A 17,443-nucleotide genomic window follows, 5' to 3' on the forward strand; every position below is an offset into this window, starting at 1 on the left:
AACCGATGGCAACGATATTCAACGTACGAAACATGCAGCTGCCGAAGGTATCCCGTGCTGCGGTGATCATCGGCACAATCATCGTGATCCTCGCGCTGGTGGCCGCCATCGTCGGGTGGAACCTGTACAAGAAGCTGACCACCAACACCGTCGTCGCCTATTTCCCGGAGACGCTGGCGCTGTATCCCGGCGACAAGATCCAGATCATGGGCGTCAAGGTCGGCACGATCGAATCGATCGACCCGGCCGGCGACAAGATGAAGGTGACCTTCAACTACGACAACAAGTTCAAGGTGCCCGCCAACGCCACGGCGTCGATCCTGAACCCCAGCCTGGTCGCATCGCGCACCATCCAGTTGTCACCGCCCTACACCGGCGGACCGGTGATGGAGGACGGCGCGGTCATCGACATCGACCGCACGCAGGTGCCGGTGGAGTACGACGAACTGCGTGACTCGATCAACCGAATCCTGACCGACCTCGGTCCGACGCCGGAACAGCCCAAGGGCCCGTTCGGCGACATCATCGAATCGGCGGCCGACGGTTTTGCCGGCAAGGGTGAGCAGCTCAACAAGACGCTGAACGGCTTGTCCGAGGCGCTCTTCACGCTCAACGAGGGTCGCGGTGACTTCTTCGCCGTGGTCAAGAGTCTCGCGCTGTTCGTCAATGCGCTGTACAAGAGCGATCAGCAGTTCGTCGCGCTGAACGACGACCTCGCGACGTTCACCAACGCGTTCACCAACACCGACCGCGAAGTCGCCAACGCGCTCCAGGACCTCAATACGCTGCTGGCGACCACGCGCAGCTTCCTCGACGAGAACGCCGAAGTGCTGACGCACGACGTGAACAACCTCGCGGACGTGACCAACGCGATCCTGCAGCCGGATGCGAAGGACGGTTTGGAAACCGCGCTGCACGTGTTCCCGAACCTTGGCGCCAACCTGATGAACATCGTCTCCCCCGTCACCGGCGGTGTGAATAGCTTCCCGGTGATCAACAACTTCGCCAACCCGCTCCAGTTCATCTGCAGCTCGATTCAGGCAGGTAGCCGGTTGGGGTATCAGGAATCGGCCGAGATGTGCGCGCAGTATCTCGCCCCGATCCTGGACGCCATCAAGTTCAACTACCTGCCGTTCGGCATCAACCAGACCACGACGGCGATGACGCTGCCCAAGCACATCGCCTACTCCGAGCCCAGGCTTCAGCCGCCGCCGGGATACAAGGACACCACCGTGCCGGGCATTTGGTCGCGGGACACGTTGTTCTCGCACGGCAACCACGAGCCAGGCTGGGTGACCGCGCCAGGTATGCAGGGCGTCGATGTGCAGCCCCTCACCAAGAACATGATGTTCCCCGAATGCCTCGCGGAGCTGATGGGTGGGCCTGATTGCGTGATCCCGCCCGCGCCGCCGACCTTCGGTGGTCCGCACCAGGCCGGTCCGCCGAACGCGTACACCGAGAACACCCCGCTGCCGCCGCCGTGGTACCCGCAGCCCGGGCCGCCGCCAGGCCCCGCACCGGGCGTGATCCCAGGCGATCCGGGTGGCGCGGCCATGACAGGTCCGCTGCCCGCACCGGGACCCGGCCCAGGACCGGCCCCCGCGGCGCCGCTACCGGCGCCGGCGGGACCGCCACTACCCGCTGAGGCAGGCTGATGATGACCCGTCGCAGATGGAGTCGAGTAGCGCTACGCGCAGTGGCGCTGATGGCGATCGCGCTGACGCTGAGCTCGTGCGGCGTCTGGCCGTGGCGCGGTATCTCCAACGTCGAGCTGCCGGGCGGTCCCGGCACCGGTTCGGACCGGATGACGATCTACGTCCAGATGCCGGATACGTTGGCGCTCAACGTCAATAGCCGGGTCCGGGTGGCCGATGTGTTCGTGGGTCGGGTCAGGGCGATCGAGCTGAAGAACTGGGTGGCGACGCTGACGCTGGACATGGAGCCCAATCTCGGGCTGCCGTCCAACGCGTTGGCACGGATCGGCCAGACCAGCCTGCTGGGCAGCCAGCATGTCGAGCTGGAGCCGCCACCCGATCCGTCAGGCACGCCGCTGAAGTCCGGCGACACGATTCCGTTGAAGAACAGCACGGCTTTCCCGAGCACCGAGCGGGTGTTGGCGAGCATCGCCACGATCCTGCGCGGCGGCGGCGTGTCGAACCTCGAGACGATCCAGACTGAGATCTTCAACGTGCTGAACGGCCGAGCCGATCAGATCCGTGCGTTCCTCAACAAGCTCGACACGTTCACCGATGAGCTGAACAAGCAGACCCAGGACATCACGCGTGCCATCGATTCGACCAACCGGTTGCTGTCGATCGTGGCGGATCGTAACGACACGCTGGACCAGGTGCTGACCGAATTCCCGCCGCTGATCAAGCATTTCGCCGAAACGCGCGACCTGTTCGCCGACGCGGTGGAGGCGCTGGGCCGGGTCAGCGTGGCGGCGGACAACGCCCTGGCGCCGGCGAGCGAAAACCTGAACACCAACTTGGCGAACCTGCAGCGGCCGCTGAAGCAACTGGGCCGGGCGTCGCCGTACGTCATCGGTGCGCTCAAGTTGATGCTCACGGCGCCGTTCTCGATCGAGAACGTGCCGAAGGTCATCCGCGGCGACTACCTCAATGCGTCGTTGACGGTGGACCTGACGCTCTCGGCTCTCGACAACGCCGCCTTGTCCGGCACGGGTGTCTCGGGCATGCTGCGCGCGCTCGAGCAGTCCTGGGGCCGGGACCCGGCGACGATGATCCCGGATGTCCGGTTCACGCCGAACCCGCACAACGCACCAGGCGGGCCACTGGTGGAAAGGGGTGAGTGAGCAGTGCTGACGAGGTTCATCAAGTTTCAGCTGGTGCTGTTCACCATCCTGACGGTCGTCGCTGTGGTGGTGCTGGGGTGGTATTACCTGCGGATCCCGAGCCTGGTGGGCATCGGGCAGTACGAGCTGAAGGCCCAACTGCCGCGGTCCGGCGGCCTGTATGCCACTGCCAACGTCACCTACCGAGGCACTCAGATCGGCAAGGTCACCAGCGTGGTGCCCACCGAGACCGGCGCGCTGGCGACGATGAGCATCGATGACCGGTACAAGATCCCGGCGGATGCGTCGGCGAACGTGCACTCGGTGTCGGCGATCGGCGAGCAGTACCTGGACCTGGTTTCGACGGGTAACCCGGGCCAGTATCTCAGCCCAGGGACGGTCATCACCGACAGCAAGGTGCCCAGCGAGGTCGGTCCCGCACTGGATGCGGCCAACGAGGGCCTTGCGGTGCTGCCCAAGGAGAAGATCGACGCTCTGCTCACCGAGACGTCGAATGCCGTAGGCGGTTTGGGCCCCGCGCTGCAACGACTGGTCGATTCGACCGCCAATGTGGCGCAAGGATTCAGGGACAATCTGCCTCAGGTCAACGACATCATCACCAACGCGGCACCGATCCTGGACAGCCAGGTGCAGTCCGGCGACAACATCGAGGCGTGGTCGCGGAACCTGAACGTCATCGCCGCGCAGACGGCTGAGCAGGACGCCGCCCTGCGCAGCGGTATCCAGGACGCCGCTCCGACGCTTGATCAGGTGAACGCGGTGTTCAGCGATGTGCGTGACTCGCTGCCCCAGACGCTGGCCAATCTCGCGATCGTCATCGACATGCTCAAGCGCTACAACAAGGGTCTGGAACAGACTTTCGTGATGTTGCCGCAGGGAGCGGCGGCCGCCCAGGCGGGAACCCTCTTCGAGGGCCTCGGTCAACTGCCGCTTGTGCTGGCGATCAACCAACCGCCGCCGTGTCTCACCGGCTTCCTGCCCGCATCCGAATGGCGCTCGCCAGCGGATACGTCCATGGCGCCGCTGCCGAAGGGCACCTATTGCAAGATCCCCAAGGACTACCAGGGCAACGTGGTCCGCGGCGCACGCAACTACCCGTGCGTCGACGTGCCGGGTAAGCGCGCGGCCACGCCGATGGAGTGCCGCAGCCCCGAACCGTACGTCCCTCTGGGCACCAACCCGTGGTACGGCGATCCGAATCAGATCCTGTCCTGCCCGGCACCGGGTGCGCGCTGCGATCAGGGCGTCAACCCGGGACGTGGTGTCATTCCGGCCCCGTCGGTCAACAACGGCATGAACCCGGCGCCCGCAGATCAACTCCCTCCGCCGCAGTCGACGGCACCGATCAGCGACCCGCTCAGCCCTCCTGGCCAGGGCACCGTCACCTGCAGTGGACAACAGCCCAACCCGTGCATCTACACTCCGGCACCAGGGCCGCCCGGTTCCACGGCGGTGTACAGCCCGGCCAGCGGCCAAGTCGTGGGACCTGACGGCGTCAGGTACAACGTCACAAATTCGAGTAACCCAGGAGACGACGGATGGAAGGAGATGCTGGCACCAGCCAGCTGAACCCCACCGATGCTGATGAGGCGCTCGACGAGTCGTTAGCAGTATCCCCCCCAGAATCACCAGAATCCGATGCCGAAGAAGTCGCCGACGATCACCGCCCCGCGCGGCTCGGGCGGGGCTGGGTTGCCGCGATCTGCGCCGGACTGCTGGTGCTCGCCGGGGCCGGCGCGGTGGCAGGCTTTCTCCTGCTGAAGGCGAACCAGCAGAGCGAGAAGGCTGCGCGCGAGGAAGCCGCCGCCCTGCAGGCAGCCCGGGATTGTGTGGCCGCGACGCATGCGCCCGATGTGACGGCGATGAGCGCGGCACAGTCGAAGATCATCGAATGTTCGACGGGTGATTTCGGTGCACAGGCCAGCCTGTACAGCGGGGTCCTGGTCGACGCCTACCAGGCCGCCAACGTGACGGTGCAGGTGTCCGACATGCGCGCCGCGGTGGAACGGCACAATGACGACGGATCCTTCGAGGTCCTGGTCGCGGTGCGGGTGAAGGTGACCAACTCCGAGGCCGCCGACCAGGAGCAGGGCTACCGGCTGCGGCTGCAGATGGCGCCGGCCGACGGCACCTACAAGATCGCACAACTGGACCAGGTCACCTCGTGACGGCTGTACTGGACACTGTGGATACGTCGCAGACCGAGGTGGAGGCCGGAACGCCGCTGGCGTCCTGGCCGGCACGGGCGGGTGCGATCGCCATCGACGTCCTCCTCGGCGTTGCGGTGATCGCGACCATGGCGGTGTCGGCGTGGAGCGCACCGTGGCTCGGCTGGTTGTGGTGGGTGTACGTAGCGACGGCGGCGTGTGTGATCGTCGCGATGGCGGTCAACCGGCTGCTGCTGCCGACGATCACCGGCTGGAGCCTGGGCCGAGCGGTCTTCGGCATCGCGGTTCGCACCCAAGACGGTGCCGCTCCCGGCGTGCTACGCCTGGTCGGCCGTGATCTGGTACACCTACTGGACACCGCGGCGCTGTTCGTCGGCTGGTTGTGGCCGCTGTGGGACGGCAGGCGCCGCACGTTCGCCGACCTGTTGCTCCGCACCGAGGTACACGCCGTCGAATCCCCTGCCGAACGGCCACAACGTGATACGCGCAGACCGGCGGCAATCGCGCTGATCGTGGCGACGGTGCTGTGCGCCGCGGCCGTCGGCTTGGGGTATCTCGTGGTGTACCGACCGGAACGGGCGGTCGACGTCGCCCGTCAGCAGATCGCCGAGCAGGGCCCCCGGATCGTCGAACAGATGCTCAGCTATAACAGCGAGTCACTGCAACAGGACTTCTCGCGTGCGCAGTCGCTGACGACGGACAGCTATCGCGATCAGTTGATCGCGCAACAGCAGCTCGTGCAACAGTCGGGTGCTACGTCAAACGAGTACTTCGCGGTCAGCAGCGCGGTGCTATCGGCGACGGCGGAGCAGGCCTCGATGTTGATCGCGCTGCAGGGGCAGCGCGGCACCGATCCGAAGGACTTGAAGTTCATCACCGCGACATTGCGGGTGGAGTTCGAGAAGACAGCTGACGGCCAGTGGAAGGTCGCCAATCTCATCGTGCTGAAAAAGCCGCAGATGAATGCGCCGGGCCAATGAGTCCGCGGCGCAAAATCGAGGCCGACGAGCCCGACTTCTTCGAGGTGAAGCCGGACCCGCCGCGGCGATGGGGCCTGCCGCTGATCGCCGCGCTGGCATCGGTGTTGATCGCTGCGGCGCTCACGGCGGGCACCCTGATGCTCGTCAGCCACCGGGCCGACGTCCGCACGACCGCCAACAACGCCCAGGTGCTGGACTACGTGCAGTCGTTCATGACGTCCTACACCACGCTGGATCCGTTCAACGCCAATGCCTACACCGACCGGATCCTGGCGCAGGGCACCGGCGAGTTCGCGAGCATGTTCTCCGAGAAGCAGAACGAGATCCTGATCCAGGTCGCGCAGGCCGAACCGACCACGGGTTCCGTGGTCGCCGCGGGCGTACAGCGGTGGAACGACAACGGAAGCGCCGACGTGCTGGTCGCGACGAAGATCACGTCCAAGTCGCCGGACGGAAAGTCGACGATCGAAAGCGGAAACCGTTGGGTCGCAACCGCCATCAAGGAAGGACAACAGTGGAAGATCAGCCAGCTGATCCAGGTGATCTGACCACCGAAGCGGATGTACCGGCCGAACCACGCCGCCGCGGCCGGTTCTCGCTACGGCGCCGCCCGAAAACGACTGAGCTCCAGACGGTTACCGAGACTCCCGCCGAGCCCGTCGATGCGGACGAGCCCGCCGAGGCGCCGCGCACCCCCGTGGGTAAGAAGCGGCGCACCCCCAAAGTGGAAGCGGCGGAAGACGATTCCGAAGGCGTGCAGACACCGGAACCCGTGGCGGATACCGAGCTGCCCGAGTCGGAGGATGACGCCGAACTGGCCGACGCATCCGACGACGACCGGATTCTGATGCCGCACCGTCCCGCCGGGAAGCGACTGCTCATCGCGGCCTCCGCCGCGGCAGCGCTCTTCGTTGCGGCCGGCGCCTTCGCGGGTGCCACCGTCCAGCCCTATCTGGCCGAACGCGCGACGGTCGACACGAAGCTCGACGTCGCCCGCACCGCGGCCAGTGCGATCTCCACGCTGTGGACGTACACCCCCGACAACATGGAAGCGCTTCCGGACCGCGCCGATGTCTTCCTCGGTGGCGACTTCGCCGACGAATACCGCAAGTACATCGACGCGATCGTCGCACCCAACAAGCAGGCCCAGGTCACCAACACTACCCAGGTGATGGGTGCCGCCGTGGAATCGCTGTCCGCCGATGAAGCCACCGCGATCGTGTACACCAACTCGGTGGCGACCAGCCCGGTGACGAAAAACATTCCCTCGCTGCGGTATCTGTCCTACCGGCTGACGATGGAGCGCGAGCACGCGAAGTGGTTGATCACCAAGATGTCCACCGTGACATCGTTTGACCTGACGCCGCAGTTGTAGGTCGGGCCATCGAAGACCGTGGCCGTCGAATCACCGGTGTCCGATCGGCTCACCCACGTCGCGCTGCTGTTGCTGACCTTCGCGACGGGCCTCGTCGACGCGGTCAGTGTGCTCGAACTCGGTCATGTGTTCGTGGCGAACATGACGGGAAACGTCATCTTCCTCGGCCTCTGGCTGGCCCCGCGCACGGTCGTGGACGTGACCGCCGCGTTGGTCGCGCTCGTCTGCTTCGTGGCCGGCGCGGTGTTCGGCGGACGGTTGGCCCGGCACCTCGACCGCGAAGTGCACCGCTGGCTCGGGATCACGCTCGCACTGGAAGTCGTGATGCTCGTGACGCTGTCGATCCTCGCCGGTACGGGGGTTCTCGATTACCACGACCACACGAAGCTGTTCCTGATCGCGGGGTTGGCCATCGCGTTCGGCATCCAGAATTCCACCGCGCGGCAGTTCGGTATCCAAGAACTGTCCACCACGGTGCTGACGACGACGATCTCCGGTCTCGGCTTCGACAGCGGGCTGGCGGGCGGCACAGGTGATCGCGAAAGGCTCCGCTACGCCGTGGTGTTCACCATTCTCGCCGGTGCGACACTGGGTGCGACGTTGACTCGGTTCGCGGTTGCACCCGTGATCACCCTGGCAGCCGCTCTGGTGGCGACCAGCGCGGCCATCTTCTGGTTCGGGCCCCGGCGCCACCCGGGCGGCCATGAGTAGCGCAGCGCGCGGCGGTGTGCTGATCCTTCCGGGAGGCAAGCCGCAAAGCGACGAAACTTCCCGCGCACGGCAGCTCGCCAACCTGAGGATGGACTGGTTGGCGCTGGCACTTCGGCGCAGGCTCGGCGGCGGTGTCCGGCTGCACCGTGTGCAGTACCGCCTGCGCGGTTGGAACGGCGCTCGGCGAGATCCAGTGCACGATGCCCAGGTCGAGCTCGACCGCATGCTCACCGATGTCGACCCGCGCCGGGTCGTTCTCGTCGGCCATTCGATGGGCGGACGGGTCGCCGCGCATCTGAGCGCCGGTTCCGACATCGGCGGCGTGGTGGCACTGGCCCCGTGGTGGCCGCGAGACGATGCCGACCTGGTGCCCGTCGGTTGCCGGCTCCTGGTCGTCCACGGCACCGGCGATACGCGGACCGATCCCCGTGCGTCGCGCGAGCAGACCCTGCGGGCGAAGGATCGCGGCGTCGACGCCGAATGGGTCGGCATTCCCAACGCCGGACATAACCTACTCAGCGACTGGAGTCAGTGGCATCGGTTGACGGCGCAGTTTGTCGCACGACAAATTTCCTAGCGTTTGCAAGGACTCGCGCAAATGGGTGTTTAACCGTATTGACCGGCGGAAATTCCGCTTTGCGGAGGTGGAGCCCGTGATTCGAATAATAGGTGTGGTTGGTGCACTGGTCGGTGCGGCCGTACTGTCCGCGCCCACGGCGGCTGCGGACGAGGAAGCGTACTTGGCGAAGCTGCAGGACAGATACGCATTCCTGACCCCGCAGCAGTTGCTCGCCGAGGGCGAAAGGGTGTGCGCCGCCGAACGCGCAGGCGTGTTGTCACCCGGCAAGACCACGATGGTGATCAACGATCTGGGGGTCGGAAACAACACGGCGCTCGAGATCGTCAGCGCCGCCGAGTGGGAGCTTTGTTGAGCTGATGGCGTGAGCGCCGGCAGTGACTAGTCTCGGCGTATGCCAACAGCACTCGTCACCGGCGCTTCACGGGGTATCGGCAAGGGGATCGTCGAGCATCTGGCCTCCCGCGGCTGGGATGTCATCGCGGGCGTCCGCAGTCAGCAGGACGCGGACGCGGTAACCAAACTCGACCCGCAGCGGGTGTCGTCGGTGATCCTCGATGTCACCTCCGCCGACGACATCGCCGCGCTCGACCAATCGCTGCCCGAACAGCTGGACGCCGTCGTGAACAACGCGGGCATCGCCGTCGGCGGCGCGATGGAGACCCTGAGTCCCCACGAGTGGCGAAAGCAGCTGGAGATCAACGTCATCGGGGCGCTGGCGGTCACCCAGGCGGTCCTGCCTCGGCTTCGGAGATCCCGTGGACGTGTCGTGTTCATCTCGAGCGTCAACGGCAGATTGTCCATGCCGCTGGTCGGGGCGTACGCGGCAAGCAAGTTCGCGCTGGAGGCGGCCGCCGATGCGCTGCGGATGGAGCTGAACCCCTGGAAGATCCGCGTCATCGTCGTCGAGCCGGCACAGACCGACACCGACATGTGGCGTACCGCCGACACGATGGTCGCAGACCTGGAGGCCGGCCTGACCCCGGAGCATCGCGGTCTCTACGCCAAGCACATCGCGGGCTTCAAGAAGATGATCCCGGTGTCGCAGAAGATCGCGGTGCCGACGCAAAAGGTGTCCGCGGTCGTCGAGGAGGCGCTCACCGCGAAGCGGCCACGCGCCCGCTACATCGTCGGACTGGTGCCCAAAGCGCAGGTGGCGTTGATGAGCGTGATGCCGACCAAGATTCGCGATATCGCGCTGCGGAAGGTCTCCGGCCAGCCCTGAGATGCGGACCTTCGTCAAGCGCAATCCCAGCGCGCCTGCGGGCTTCTTCGCGTGTGAAGCCGCTGGGCTGCAATGGCTTTCATCCGCCGACGGCGGGGTGCCGTGTGCCGAGGTCGTCGACTACGACGACGGGGCCCTCACCTTGGGACGGCTCGATACCGCAGCGCCCGACCGTGACACCGCCCGCGAGTTCGGTAGGCGCTTGGCGTGCACGCACGACGCGGGCGCCGATGTGTTCGGCGCCGGGCCACCGGGATGGACGGGGCCGGGTTTCTTCGGGCCGCTGCACCATCCACTGCCGATGTCGCTGACCGCACACGACTCGTGGGGCACCTGCTACGCCCGTGAACGGTTGATACCCATGTCGGAGCGTGCCGCGGAGCGGCTCAGCTCGTCGGTGCGGCGTGATCTCGATGCGGTGATCGCGCACTGTGAGAACGGGCGATTCGACGACGACGATCCGCCCGCCCGTCTACACGGTGATCTGTGGAGCGGCAACGTGATGTGGACGCCGGACGGCGTCGTCCTGATCGACCCCGCGGCCCACGGCGGCCATCGCGAGACCGATCTCGCGATGCTCGCGCTGTTCGGTTGTCCGCACTTCGAGGCGGTCATCGACGGCTACGAGTCACAGCGGAGGTTGACCGAGGGGTGGCGCGACCGGGTCGGCCTGCACCAGTTGTATCCGCTGCTGGCCCACGTCGTGCTGTTCGGCGGCAGCTATGCGGAGCAGACCGGGCAGGCGGCGCGCAGCGCGCTCAATGCCCTGCGTTAGTTGAACGCCAACCAGCTCGGCAGTGCTCGTTCTCGTGAGTCGCACAGCACCTGACGGGTGTCGCAATTGCCGTCCGGGACACCGGCCCCCGACCACATGCCGCCGGTGTCGCGACGCAACACGATCGCCGATGAGCCGCCGCCGTCGAGCAGCACGGCCGTATCGCTGCCGAGGCCACGGAACAGATCCTGCATCTGGTCGGGTGTGTAACTGCCGCCCTGGAAGACGTACATCTCGTCCTTGGTCCTGGAATATGCGAGGGCGGTGCGGGCAGCGCTCGGGCCGCCGTCGTTGAGCTGACCCATGTCACCCGGCGCCAACAGCCCGATGCCCGCGACCGCGACGAAGCGAACATCCTTGTCGAGCAGGTCCTGAATCACCGGCGTCGCGGCGTCGTAGTCGTCGGGACTTTTCGGCGGCACCACGTAGGGTGCGCCTGCGACGGGAAGGATCATGGTGGACAACGCTTTCCAGTTCTCGTTGCCACCCGACAGACCTTGTTTACCCGCATATGCGAGAGTTCCGGTCACCGCTGCGTTGGCGCGCCCCTGCCCGCGGGTGTTGTCGACGTAGGCGCCCAGCGGGGAACTGCAGCCGGTCGACTTCCATGAGCCGCCCTGCTGCCCGCGGACGTCGAAGAAGTTGGCGTTGATCGCAATGGTGGGCTGGCCCAGCGCCTGCCATGCCTGCAGCGGCGAGAAGATCTCGGATGCCTGCCGGAGGCCCTCGCCGGTGCGCGCGCGTGGATCACGCTCGCAGCGGCCCTGATAACCGCTGTGGGAGTCGACGAGTAGCCGCGGGGCGAGCCGTTGCGACGCCGACTTGATGATCATCAAGTGGCCGCCGTTGCTCATCTCGTACCAGTTGCCGCCGACGTTGAGCATCGGCGCGGGATGGCCGCTGCCGAAGTTGTAGACGAGGTAGGACCCGCGGGTGTTGGCGATGGCGCCGGCGAGGAGATCGCGGCCGCTGGCCGCGCCCGCGTTCGGGGCCGCGGCTGTCGTCGACAGCCCAGCACACAGCATCAGCGCCGCGGCGCAGACCGCGAAGCGCCGACGAATGGTGACCGAGATCGACAAAGCGGGGCCTCCCGAAGACATAGCGACGAAACCACATTAACCCCGGTAGCAACACTGTCAACTTTCGTAACAAGTGCATCACAATAGGATTTCGCCCCGGCACTGGCGTTGTCGGCTACGTGTCCGAACGGGCCCGCGTTAGTTCCCCGAAGAACCGGGTAATCGCACCGCATGCCCACTGTCTCGCGAACGTTCTCGGTCAGCCCGTCGCCGCACCAGGTGATCGAGTACCTCAAGGACTTTGCACATGCCGTCGAGTGGGATCCGGGCACGCAGAAATGCACGCGCAACGACAGCGGACCCATCGGTGAAGGCGCGTCATGGCACAACGTATCGAAGATCGCAGGCATCACCGCAGAACTGACCTACACCCTCGAAAAAATGAGCGACAGCAACCTGGTGTTCGTCGGCAAGAACAAGTCGTCGACATCCACCGAGGACATCCATGTCGACGCTGCCAACACGGGTTCGGTGATCACCTACCGCAACGATCTCGAAATGCACGGGCCGATAGCACTTTTGAACCCGCTGCTGAAATTGTACTTCGAAAAACTGGCCAATGACACCGAGAAGCAATTGACGTCGGTACTGAACCGGCTACCTATGAAGGAGAAAAAATGATCGGCACCATTCTCAGCGCGCTCGTCGTCGGACTGATCGTCGGAGCGCTGGCACGTCTCATCATGCCCGGCAAGCAGAGCATCGGCGTGATCATGACCATCGTCCTCGGTGCGCTCGGGTCCTTCGTCGGCTCCTGGCTGACCTACCAGCTCGGGTACCAGAACTCCAACGGTGGCTGGGAGATCATCCCGTTCCTCGTCGGCATCATCGTCGCCATCGTGTTGATCGCGATCTATGTCGGTATCACCGGGCGGCGGGGTACCAAGACCACGCAGGTCCGCTAGCGCGGAGGGGCCAGGCGGTACACGGCGTCGGCGTAATCGTCGGTGATGTAGACCGCGCCGTCCGGTCCGGTCACCGCGGCCACCGGACGGCCCCACCGCGAGCCGTCGTCTGACTGGAACCCGCCGACGAGTGTCTGCTGATCGCCCAAGACGCCGTTGCGCCAGGGAAAGAACGACACCTCGGGCTCACGGGGCGGCTCACGGTTCCACGATCCGTGGACGCCGACGAGTGCGCCGCTGGCATACGGCGCGGGCAGTACGTCGTCTGTGAAGCTCATGCCGAGTGGGGCGGCGTGAGCGCCGAGGCTCTGTTCGATCGGCGGCAGTGACGCGCAGTCCATGCGGTCGCCGTCGGCATTGGTCTGCACGTCACGAATCAACGGCAGATTGGCCGGACCGCCGTCGGGATTGCAGTAGGGCCAACCCAATTCGCGTCCCGGCGTCAGCCGGGCCACCGATTCCGGTGGATGCTCGTCGACGTATTCCGGATCGACCTCGCCGGTGCGTGGATCGGCGACGTTGTCGCGGTTGTTGACCGCGGTCCACACCGAACCGTCGGGTGCGATGGCCAGTCCGGTGCCGTTGCGGACGCCGGTTGCGAACGCTTCCGCGGGCCCGCCGCCGGGAGGAACTCGCATGATGGTCGCGCGCGGGGGATTCGCGTCGCGATCGTCGGCCGATACGTTGCCAGTGGACCCGATCGAGAAGTAGACGGCGCCATCTGGGCCCACCGCAACACTTTTGAGTGCGTGTGAGTAGGCGCCCCGTAGGTCCGGACTCTTCGCATCGGGCAGACCGCCGGCGACGGTTCGCGGGTTGGTCGCCTCACCGTCGGCGTACTCGTAGACGTCGACCTGGTCGCTTTCCGCGACGTACAAGGAATTTCCGGCGAAGGTCAACCCGTGCGGCTGGTCGAGTCCGTCGAGTAGCACCTCTTGTGTCGGGCTGCCGCTTCCAGGGCGCAGGGCGACGACTTCGCCGGCACTGGGAACGGATACCAAGAGGGCGCCGTCGGGGGCCCACGCCGCGAGCCTCGGCTTTGGCATGCGGGCCCACACCGACAACGTCCACCCCGCCGGAACCAGCGCCTCGCGAGGCTCGTCGAACGGTGCCTGCGCCAGATCGAGAGCGACCTGCACCGCCACGGGGGTCAGTCCCGGGGCAGGCTGCGCGGTCGGGGCGGCCGAAGTCGGTGCGGGGCTGTCTGGTGCCGGGGCCGGTGCTGTGGAGCACGCGGCGAGCAGCACCACGCCGACGATGCAGACTCCAATTCTGTTATGCTGCAGCCAAACCCGCATGCATCTCCCAGATCAGTATTTCAGCGGATTCGGTGGCGGTGACGCGCTGGCCGCCCGAAGCGGTGAATCTCACGGCGTCGCCCTCGTGCAACGGCCCCGCGCCCTCGAGGGTGACGTCGCCGCGGGGTACGAACAGGTGCAGGTACGGCGCCGACGGCAGTTCGACGCTCTCACCGGCCTGCAGCCGCGCGCCGTGCAGCGCCGCATACTTGTTGCGGATCGTGATGGCGGCCTGGTCGCTGTGGTCGGGCATGCCCGAGGCGATGGTCACCAGCCCGCCGCGCAACAGCTCGTCGTCGATCTCGAGCTGCTGGTATCCGGGTTCGATACCGGACTCGTCGGGAACCACCCACATCTGCACGAAATGCACAGGGTCAGAGTGGGATTGCTGGCCGGTCAGTGTCCAGGAGTCGTTCTTCTCCGAATGCAGGATGCCGCGCCCCGCCGACATGCGTTGCGCCAGGCCGGGATAGATCACGCCGGAGTGTCCGGTCGAGTCCTGGTGTACGAGCGATCCGCGCAGCACCCAGGTCACGATCTCCATATCGCGGTGCGGGTGGGTATCAAAGCCGGTCCCCGGCTTCACGATGTCGTCGTTGTTGACCAGCAGCAGGCCGTGGTGGGTGTTCTCGGGCTCGTAGTGGCTGCCGAACGAGAACGAGTGCTTGGAGTCCAGCCATGCGATCTTGGTCTTGGCGCGATCGTCGGCACGACGGATGTCTATGGTCGGGGCCACGTCGATGCGCGATCCGCGTTCGCTACTCGCTCGGCTCATCACCGATCCTCTCGCTCCGGGCCCAGCCTAGGTGCGGCCACTGGACACGACAACATGGATGATGTGTCATGTATTCCATGTGGCTGACCGACGAGCAACAGGAGATCTGGCGCGACTATCTGGCGATGGCGAGCCAACTGCAGACGGCGATGCACCGCCAGCTCCAGCAGGACTGCGAGCTGTCGCTCTCGGACTACGACGTGTTGGTCGCCCTGTCCGAGCGCGGGCCACTGCGGATCAACGAACTCGGCGATGTCTTGGCGTGGGAGCAGAGCCGGTTGTCGCACCAATTGCGCCGGATGCGTGGTCGGGGTCTGGTCGCGCGTCAGGGCAGTGACGACGACCGCCGCGGCGCCACCGTCGACCTCACCGACGCCGGACGTGCGGCGCTCGAGGTGGCCGCGCCGGGGCACGTCGAGTTGGTGCGCTCCGCGATGTTCGACGGAATGCCGGAAGCGCAGTTGCGCGCCTTCGGCGCAGTGGCCAGGGTCGTTTCCGAGCGGCTGGCTACCAGTCCGACTCGTCGAACGTGATGACGCCGCGGATGTTGTTGCCGTCGAGCATGTCCTGGTAGCCCTGGTTGATGTCCTCGAGACGGTAGGTCCTGGTGATCATGTCGTCGATGTTGAGCAGGCCCGCCTTGTACAGCCCGGTGAGCTTGGGCGTTTCGACGTGCGAGCTGCCACCTCCGAAGATGTTGCCCTTCAACGTCTTCTGCAACATGGTGAACAGGAACATGTTGAGCTTGACGTCGGTGTCCATCATCGAACCCATGCCGGTCAGCACGCAGGTGCCGGTCTTGGCGGTGAGGATCATCGCCTCTTCGATGTACTCGCCATTCATGTCGCCGACCGCGATGATCGTCTTGTCGGCCATCAAGCCGTGTGTCACGTCGATCATGGGGGCGATCGCCTCGGCCATCGACGGGTAGACGTGCGTTGCGCCGAACTTGATCGCCTGGTCGCGCTTCCACTCGTTGGGATCGATGGCGATGACGTTGCGGGCGCCCGAGATCACCGCACCCTGCAGTGCGCTCATGCCGATGCCGCCGACGCCGATGATGGCGACGGTGTCGCCGGGTTGGACGTCGGCGACGTTGGTGGCCGACCCGAAGCCCGTCGGCACTGCACAACCCATGATTGCGGCGGTCTCGAACGGGATGTCCTTGTCGATTTTGACGACGGAGTCTTTGTGGACCGTCATGTACGGGGCGAAGGTGCCGAGCAGGTTCATCGGCGAGACCTCGGTGGTACCGGCGTGCACGCGCGAGGTGCCGTCGGCGATCGCCTTGCCGCCGAGTAGCACCGCGCCGCGGTCGCACAGTGAGCGATAGCCTTTGAGGCACGGCGGACACTCGCCGCAGGCCGGGATGAACGCGAGGATGACGTGGTCACCCTCCTCGATGCCTGTCACGTTGCGGCCGACCTTGGTGACGACGCCGGCGCCCTCGTGGCCGCCGAGCGCGGGCAGTGCGATCGGGGTGGCGCCGGTGGTCAGGTGGTAGTCGGAGTGGCACATCCCCGCGGCGTGGACACGGATCTGCACCTCGTCGTCGACGGGGTCGCCGATCTCGATCTCGTCGACGCGGAACGGCGTGTTGAGCTCCCACAGCAGAGCGCCCTTGGTCTTCATGACCCATGAGGATAGAACACGTTACAGAAATGCCGCGAATCAGCCATATGAGCTGCGCCTTCGCGCGCTACCCCCTATCGTCGAGCGGCCAGTTATGCGCGAAATAAGGTTCCGGTACGAACATCCGCGTATCTGTGGATAACAACTCGGATCTCGCGCTGATCTGTCGGAGCGGGTTGAGATCTTTCGCCCATGGAGGGAATCGACGGGCCGTTTCTGGGCAGCGAGGCGATCGCCGGCGGACGGGTCACCAGGCGGGCGCTGCAGCGCCAATTCGCGCGGGTGTATCGCGACGTCTACCTGCCGAAGGCGCAGCCGATCACACCCGTCGTCCGCGCGAAGGCAGCGTGGTTGTGGGCACGCCGTGACGCCACACTGGGTGGGCTTTCCGCCGCGGCGATGCTCGGTTCGAAATGGATTGGCCCCGAGGAACCGGCTGATCTGTTCCGCCTAGGTGACGCCGTCGACGGAATCAACATTCATCGCGACCAACTCAATGCGGAGGAAGTGTGCATAGTCGGCGGCATCCCAACTACCACTCCCGCCAGGACGGCATTCGATCTCGCACGCAGAGACACACTTGAGCGTGCCATCATGAGGCTCGACGCTCTGGCGAACGCAACTCGGCTGAAGTGTCCCGATGTCGTAGAAGTCATCGAACGCCATGCGGGTGCACGGGGCATCGTGCAACTACGCCGCGCCGTGGAACTGATGGACGCCGGTGCGGAGTCACCGCAGGAAACACGGACGCGACTGCTGCTGATCGCCGCTGGATTCCCGCGACCTACGACCCAGATCCTCGTCTACAACGAGTTCGGAGACCTTGTCGGTCGTATCGACCTGGGCTGGCCGGAATGGAAGGTGGGTGTTGAGTACGACGGTCCCCAACACTGGGCGACCTCGGAAGCCCACGCTCGAACCATCGAGCGGATCGCCGATCTCGAGGCGGAGGGCTGGACCATCGTCCGACTCAGCCGCGACATCCTCCGCTATCGCCGTGGCGTCTTCCTCGCTCGAGTGCAGAAAGCCATGGGGACTGCGGGCTGGCCTTTTGTCGACGAGATCAGACTTGACGCACAGATGCCGGTGGATCTTGTGCCATAAGTCTGATCTCGAGCCCAAAGCGGC

At 65.6% G+C, this 17,443-nt stretch carries 20 protein-coding genes; 16 read left to right on the forward strand and 4 right to left on the reverse strand.

The genetic code is table 11. From position 1 onward, the window contains the following. Positions 1 to 5 precede the first annotated feature (5 nt). The 12 genes from G6N42_RS23145 (at position 6) to G6N42_RS23200 (ending at position 10,626) form a co-directional block, all read left to right on the forward strand. Entirely contained in the window at positions 6 to 1,655 is a 1,650-nt protein-coding gene (locus tag G6N42_RS23145) for a virulence factor Mce family protein (RefSeq protein WP_163733419.1), read from the forward strand. Further along, entirely contained in the window at positions 1,655 to 2,815 is a 1,161-nt protein-coding gene (locus G6N42_RS23150; RefSeq protein ID WP_163733422.1) for a virulence factor Mce family protein, read from the forward strand. The genes G6N42_RS23145 and G6N42_RS23150 overlap by 1 nt, the downstream gene beginning before the upstream one ends. A gap of 3 nt (positions 2,816 to 2,818) precedes the next feature. After that, complete coding sequence (locus G6N42_RS23155) at positions 2,819 to 4,384, forward strand: MCE family protein (RefSeq protein ID WP_163733425.1); 1,566 nt, start codon at positions 2,819 to 2,821, stop codon at positions 4,382 to 4,384. Next, positions 4,354 to 4,983, forward strand: coding sequence for an Rv1363c family protein (locus G6N42_RS23160; RefSeq protein WP_163733428.1), 630 nt, complete (start codon positions 4,354 to 4,356; stop codon positions 4,981 to 4,983). The genes G6N42_RS23155 and G6N42_RS23160 overlap by 31 nt, the downstream gene beginning before the upstream one ends. Further along, a complete protein-coding gene (locus G6N42_RS23165; protein WP_163733431.1) occupies positions 4,980 to 5,963 on the forward strand; it encodes an RDD family protein in 984 nt (327 codons plus the stop codon). Before G6N42_RS23160 ends, G6N42_RS23165 begins: the two co-directional genes overlap by 4 nt. After that, a complete protein-coding gene (locus G6N42_RS23170) occupies positions 5,960 to 6,511 on the forward strand; it encodes an Rv1363c family protein (protein ID WP_163733434.1) in 552 nt (183 codons plus the stop codon). The genes G6N42_RS23165 and G6N42_RS23170 overlap by 4 nt, the downstream gene beginning before the upstream one ends. Beyond that, complete coding sequence (locus G6N42_RS23175) at positions 6,478 to 7,338, forward strand: mammalian cell entry protein (RefSeq protein WP_163733437.1); 861 nt, start codon at positions 6,478 to 6,480, stop codon at positions 7,336 to 7,338. The genes G6N42_RS23170 and G6N42_RS23175 overlap by 34 nt, the downstream gene beginning before the upstream one ends. Before the next feature lie 18 nt (positions 7,339 to 7,356). Continuing rightward, positions 7,357 to 8,049 (forward strand): YoaK family protein, encoded by a 693-nt coding sequence (locus tag G6N42_RS23180; protein ID WP_163733440.1) that lies wholly within the window; start codon positions 7,357 to 7,359, stop codon positions 8,047 to 8,049. Continuing rightward, positions 8,042 to 8,626 carry a dienelactone hydrolase family protein gene (locus G6N42_RS23185; RefSeq protein WP_163733443.1) on the forward strand — a complete coding sequence of 195 codons (585 nt, stop codon included), beginning with the start codon at positions 8,042 to 8,044 and terminating at the stop codon, positions 8,624 to 8,626. The genes G6N42_RS23180 and G6N42_RS23185 overlap by 8 nt, the downstream gene beginning before the upstream one ends. Positions 8,627 to 8,702: 76 nt before the next feature. Then, the gene (locus G6N42_RS23190) at positions 8,703 to 8,981 is read left to right on the forward strand and encodes a DUF732 domain-containing protein (RefSeq protein WP_163733446.1); all 279 of its coding nucleotides are present in this window, start codon (positions 8,703 to 8,705) and stop codon (positions 8,979 to 8,981) included. A 39-nt stretch (positions 8,982 to 9,020) separates the two neighbouring features. Beyond that, positions 9,021 to 9,851: an SDR family NAD(P)-dependent oxidoreductase gene (locus G6N42_RS23195; RefSeq protein WP_163733448.1), complete on the forward strand. Its 831-nt coding sequence runs from the start codon at positions 9,021 to 9,023 to the stop codon at positions 9,849 to 9,851. 1 nt (position 9,852) lies between these two features. Then, the gene (locus tag G6N42_RS23200; RefSeq protein WP_163733451.1) at positions 9,853 to 10,626 is read left to right on the forward strand and encodes a fructosamine kinase family protein; all 774 of its coding nucleotides are present in this window, start codon (positions 9,853 to 9,855) and stop codon (positions 10,624 to 10,626) included. On the opposite strand, the gene G6N42_RS23205 is transcribed toward G6N42_RS23200, so the two are convergent. Continuing rightward, a complete protein-coding gene (locus G6N42_RS23205) occupies positions 10,623 to 11,726 on the reverse strand; it encodes a phosphodiester glycosidase family protein (protein WP_163733453.1) in 1,104 nt (367 codons plus the stop codon). The genes G6N42_RS23200 and G6N42_RS23205 overlap by 4 nt on opposite strands. A 150-nt stretch (positions 11,727 to 11,876) precedes the next feature. Between G6N42_RS23205 and G6N42_RS23210 the strand changes: the two genes are divergently transcribed. Together G6N42_RS23210 and G6N42_RS23215 are read left to right on the forward strand one after the other, a co-directional pair. Next, on the forward strand, positions 11,877 to 12,326 hold the full coding sequence (locus G6N42_RS23210) for an SRPBCC family protein (RefSeq protein WP_163733457.1): 450 nt from the start codon (positions 11,877 to 11,879) through the stop codon (positions 12,324 to 12,326). Beyond that, entirely contained in the window at positions 12,323 to 12,610 is a 288-nt protein-coding gene (locus tag G6N42_RS23215) for a GlsB/YeaQ/YmgE family stress response membrane protein (RefSeq protein ID WP_163733459.1), read from the forward strand. The genes G6N42_RS23210 and G6N42_RS23215 overlap by 4 nt, the downstream gene beginning before the upstream one ends. Here G6N42_RS23215 and G6N42_RS23220 read toward each other — a convergent pair. After that, positions 12,607 to 13,908, reverse strand: a complete 1,302-nt coding sequence (locus G6N42_RS23220; protein ID WP_163733462.1) for a PQQ-dependent sugar dehydrogenase — start codon at positions 13,906 to 13,908, stop codon at positions 12,607 to 12,609. The genes G6N42_RS23215 and G6N42_RS23220 overlap by 4 nt on opposite strands. Further along, a complete protein-coding gene (locus tag G6N42_RS23225) occupies positions 13,886 to 14,683 on the reverse strand; it encodes a pirin family protein (RefSeq protein WP_163733465.1) in 798 nt (265 codons plus the stop codon). The genes G6N42_RS23220 and G6N42_RS23225 overlap by 23 nt, the downstream gene beginning before the upstream one ends. A 68-nt stretch (positions 14,684 to 14,751) precedes the next feature. Between G6N42_RS23225 and G6N42_RS23230 the strand changes: the two genes are divergently transcribed. Further along, positions 14,752 to 15,216 (forward strand): MarR family winged helix-turn-helix transcriptional regulator, encoded by a 465-nt coding sequence (locus G6N42_RS23230; protein ID WP_174262139.1) that lies wholly within the window; start codon positions 14,752 to 14,754, stop codon positions 15,214 to 15,216. On the opposite strand, the gene G6N42_RS23235 is transcribed toward G6N42_RS23230, so the two are convergent. Then, the gene (locus tag G6N42_RS23235; protein WP_163733468.1) at positions 15,191 to 16,315 is read right to left on the reverse strand and encodes an NDMA-dependent alcohol dehydrogenase; all 1,125 of its coding nucleotides are present in this window, start codon (positions 16,313 to 16,315) and stop codon (positions 15,191 to 15,193) included. The genes G6N42_RS23230 and G6N42_RS23235 overlap by 26 nt on opposite strands. A gap of 192 nt (positions 16,316 to 16,507) precedes the next feature. Between G6N42_RS23235 and G6N42_RS23240 the strand changes: the two genes are divergently transcribed. Next, positions 16,508 to 17,419: a type IV toxin-antitoxin system AbiEi family antitoxin gene (locus G6N42_RS23240; RefSeq protein ID WP_174262140.1), complete on the forward strand. Its 912-nt coding sequence runs from the start codon at positions 16,508 to 16,510 to the stop codon at positions 17,417 to 17,419. Positions 17,420 to 17,443 lie beyond the last annotated feature (24 nt).

The sequence above is a fragment of the Mycobacterium gallinarum genome (assembly GCF_010726765.1).
Lineage (GTDB): Bacteria > Actinomycetota > Actinomycetes > Mycobacteriales > Mycobacteriaceae > Mycobacterium > Mycobacterium gallinarum.

What these genes read in the sequence shown, in the direction of transcription:
- G6N42_RS23225 (WP_163733465.1), bottom strand. Translation starts at nt 14,683, where the DNA reads ATGAGCCGAGCGAGTAGCGAACGCGGATCGCGCATCGACGTGGCCCCG.
- G6N42_RS23145 (WP_163733419.1), top strand. Translation starts at nt 6, where the DNA reads ATGGCAACGATATTCAACGTACGAAACATGCAGCTGCCGAAGGTATCC.
- G6N42_RS23210 (WP_163733457.1), top strand. Translation starts at nt 11,877, where the DNA reads ATGCCCACTGTCTCGCGAACGTTCTCGGTCAGCCCGTCGCCGCACCAG.
- G6N42_RS23205 (WP_163733453.1), bottom strand. Translation starts at nt 11,726, where the DNA reads ATGTCTTCGGGAGGCCCCGCTTTGTCGATCTCGGTCACCATTCGTCGG.
- G6N42_RS23195 (WP_163733448.1), top strand. Translation starts at nt 9,021, where the DNA reads ATGCCAACAGCACTCGTCACCGGCGCTTCACGGGGTATCGGCAAGGGG.
- G6N42_RS23170 (WP_163733434.1), top strand. Translation starts at nt 5,960, where the DNA reads ATGAGTCCGCGGCGCAAAATCGAGGCCGACGAGCCCGACTTCTTCGAG.
- G6N42_RS23160 (WP_163733428.1), top strand. Translation starts at nt 4,354, where the DNA reads ATGGAAGGAGATGCTGGCACCAGCCAGCTGAACCCCACCGATGCTGAT.
- G6N42_RS23240 (WP_174262140.1), top strand. Translation starts at nt 16,508, where the DNA reads ATGGAGGGAATCGACGGGCCGTTTCTGGGCAGCGAGGCGATCGCCGGC.
- G6N42_RS23200 (WP_163733451.1), top strand. Translation starts at nt 9,853, where the DNA reads ATGCGGACCTTCGTCAAGCGCAATCCCAGCGCGCCTGCGGGCTTCTTC.
- G6N42_RS23235 (WP_163733468.1), bottom strand. Translation starts at nt 16,315, where the DNA reads ATGAAGACCAAGGGCGCTCTGCTGTGGGAGCTCAACACGCCGTTCCGC.
- G6N42_RS23150 (WP_163733422.1), top strand. Translation starts at nt 1,655, where the DNA reads ATGATGACCCGTCGCAGATGGAGTCGAGTAGCGCTACGCGCAGTGGCG.
- G6N42_RS23220 (WP_163733462.1), bottom strand. Translation starts at nt 13,908, where the DNA reads ATGCGGGTTTGGCTGCAGCATAACAGAATTGGAGTCTGCATCGTCGGC.
- G6N42_RS23230 (WP_174262139.1), top strand. Translation starts at nt 14,752, where the DNA reads ATGTATTCCATGTGGCTGACCGACGAGCAACAGGAGATCTGGCGCGAC.
- G6N42_RS23185 (WP_163733443.1), top strand. Translation starts at nt 8,042, where the DNA reads ATGAGTAGCGCAGCGCGCGGCGGTGTGCTGATCCTTCCGGGAGGCAAG.
- G6N42_RS23215 (WP_163733459.1), top strand. Translation starts at nt 12,323, where the DNA reads ATGATCGGCACCATTCTCAGCGCGCTCGTCGTCGGACTGATCGTCGGA.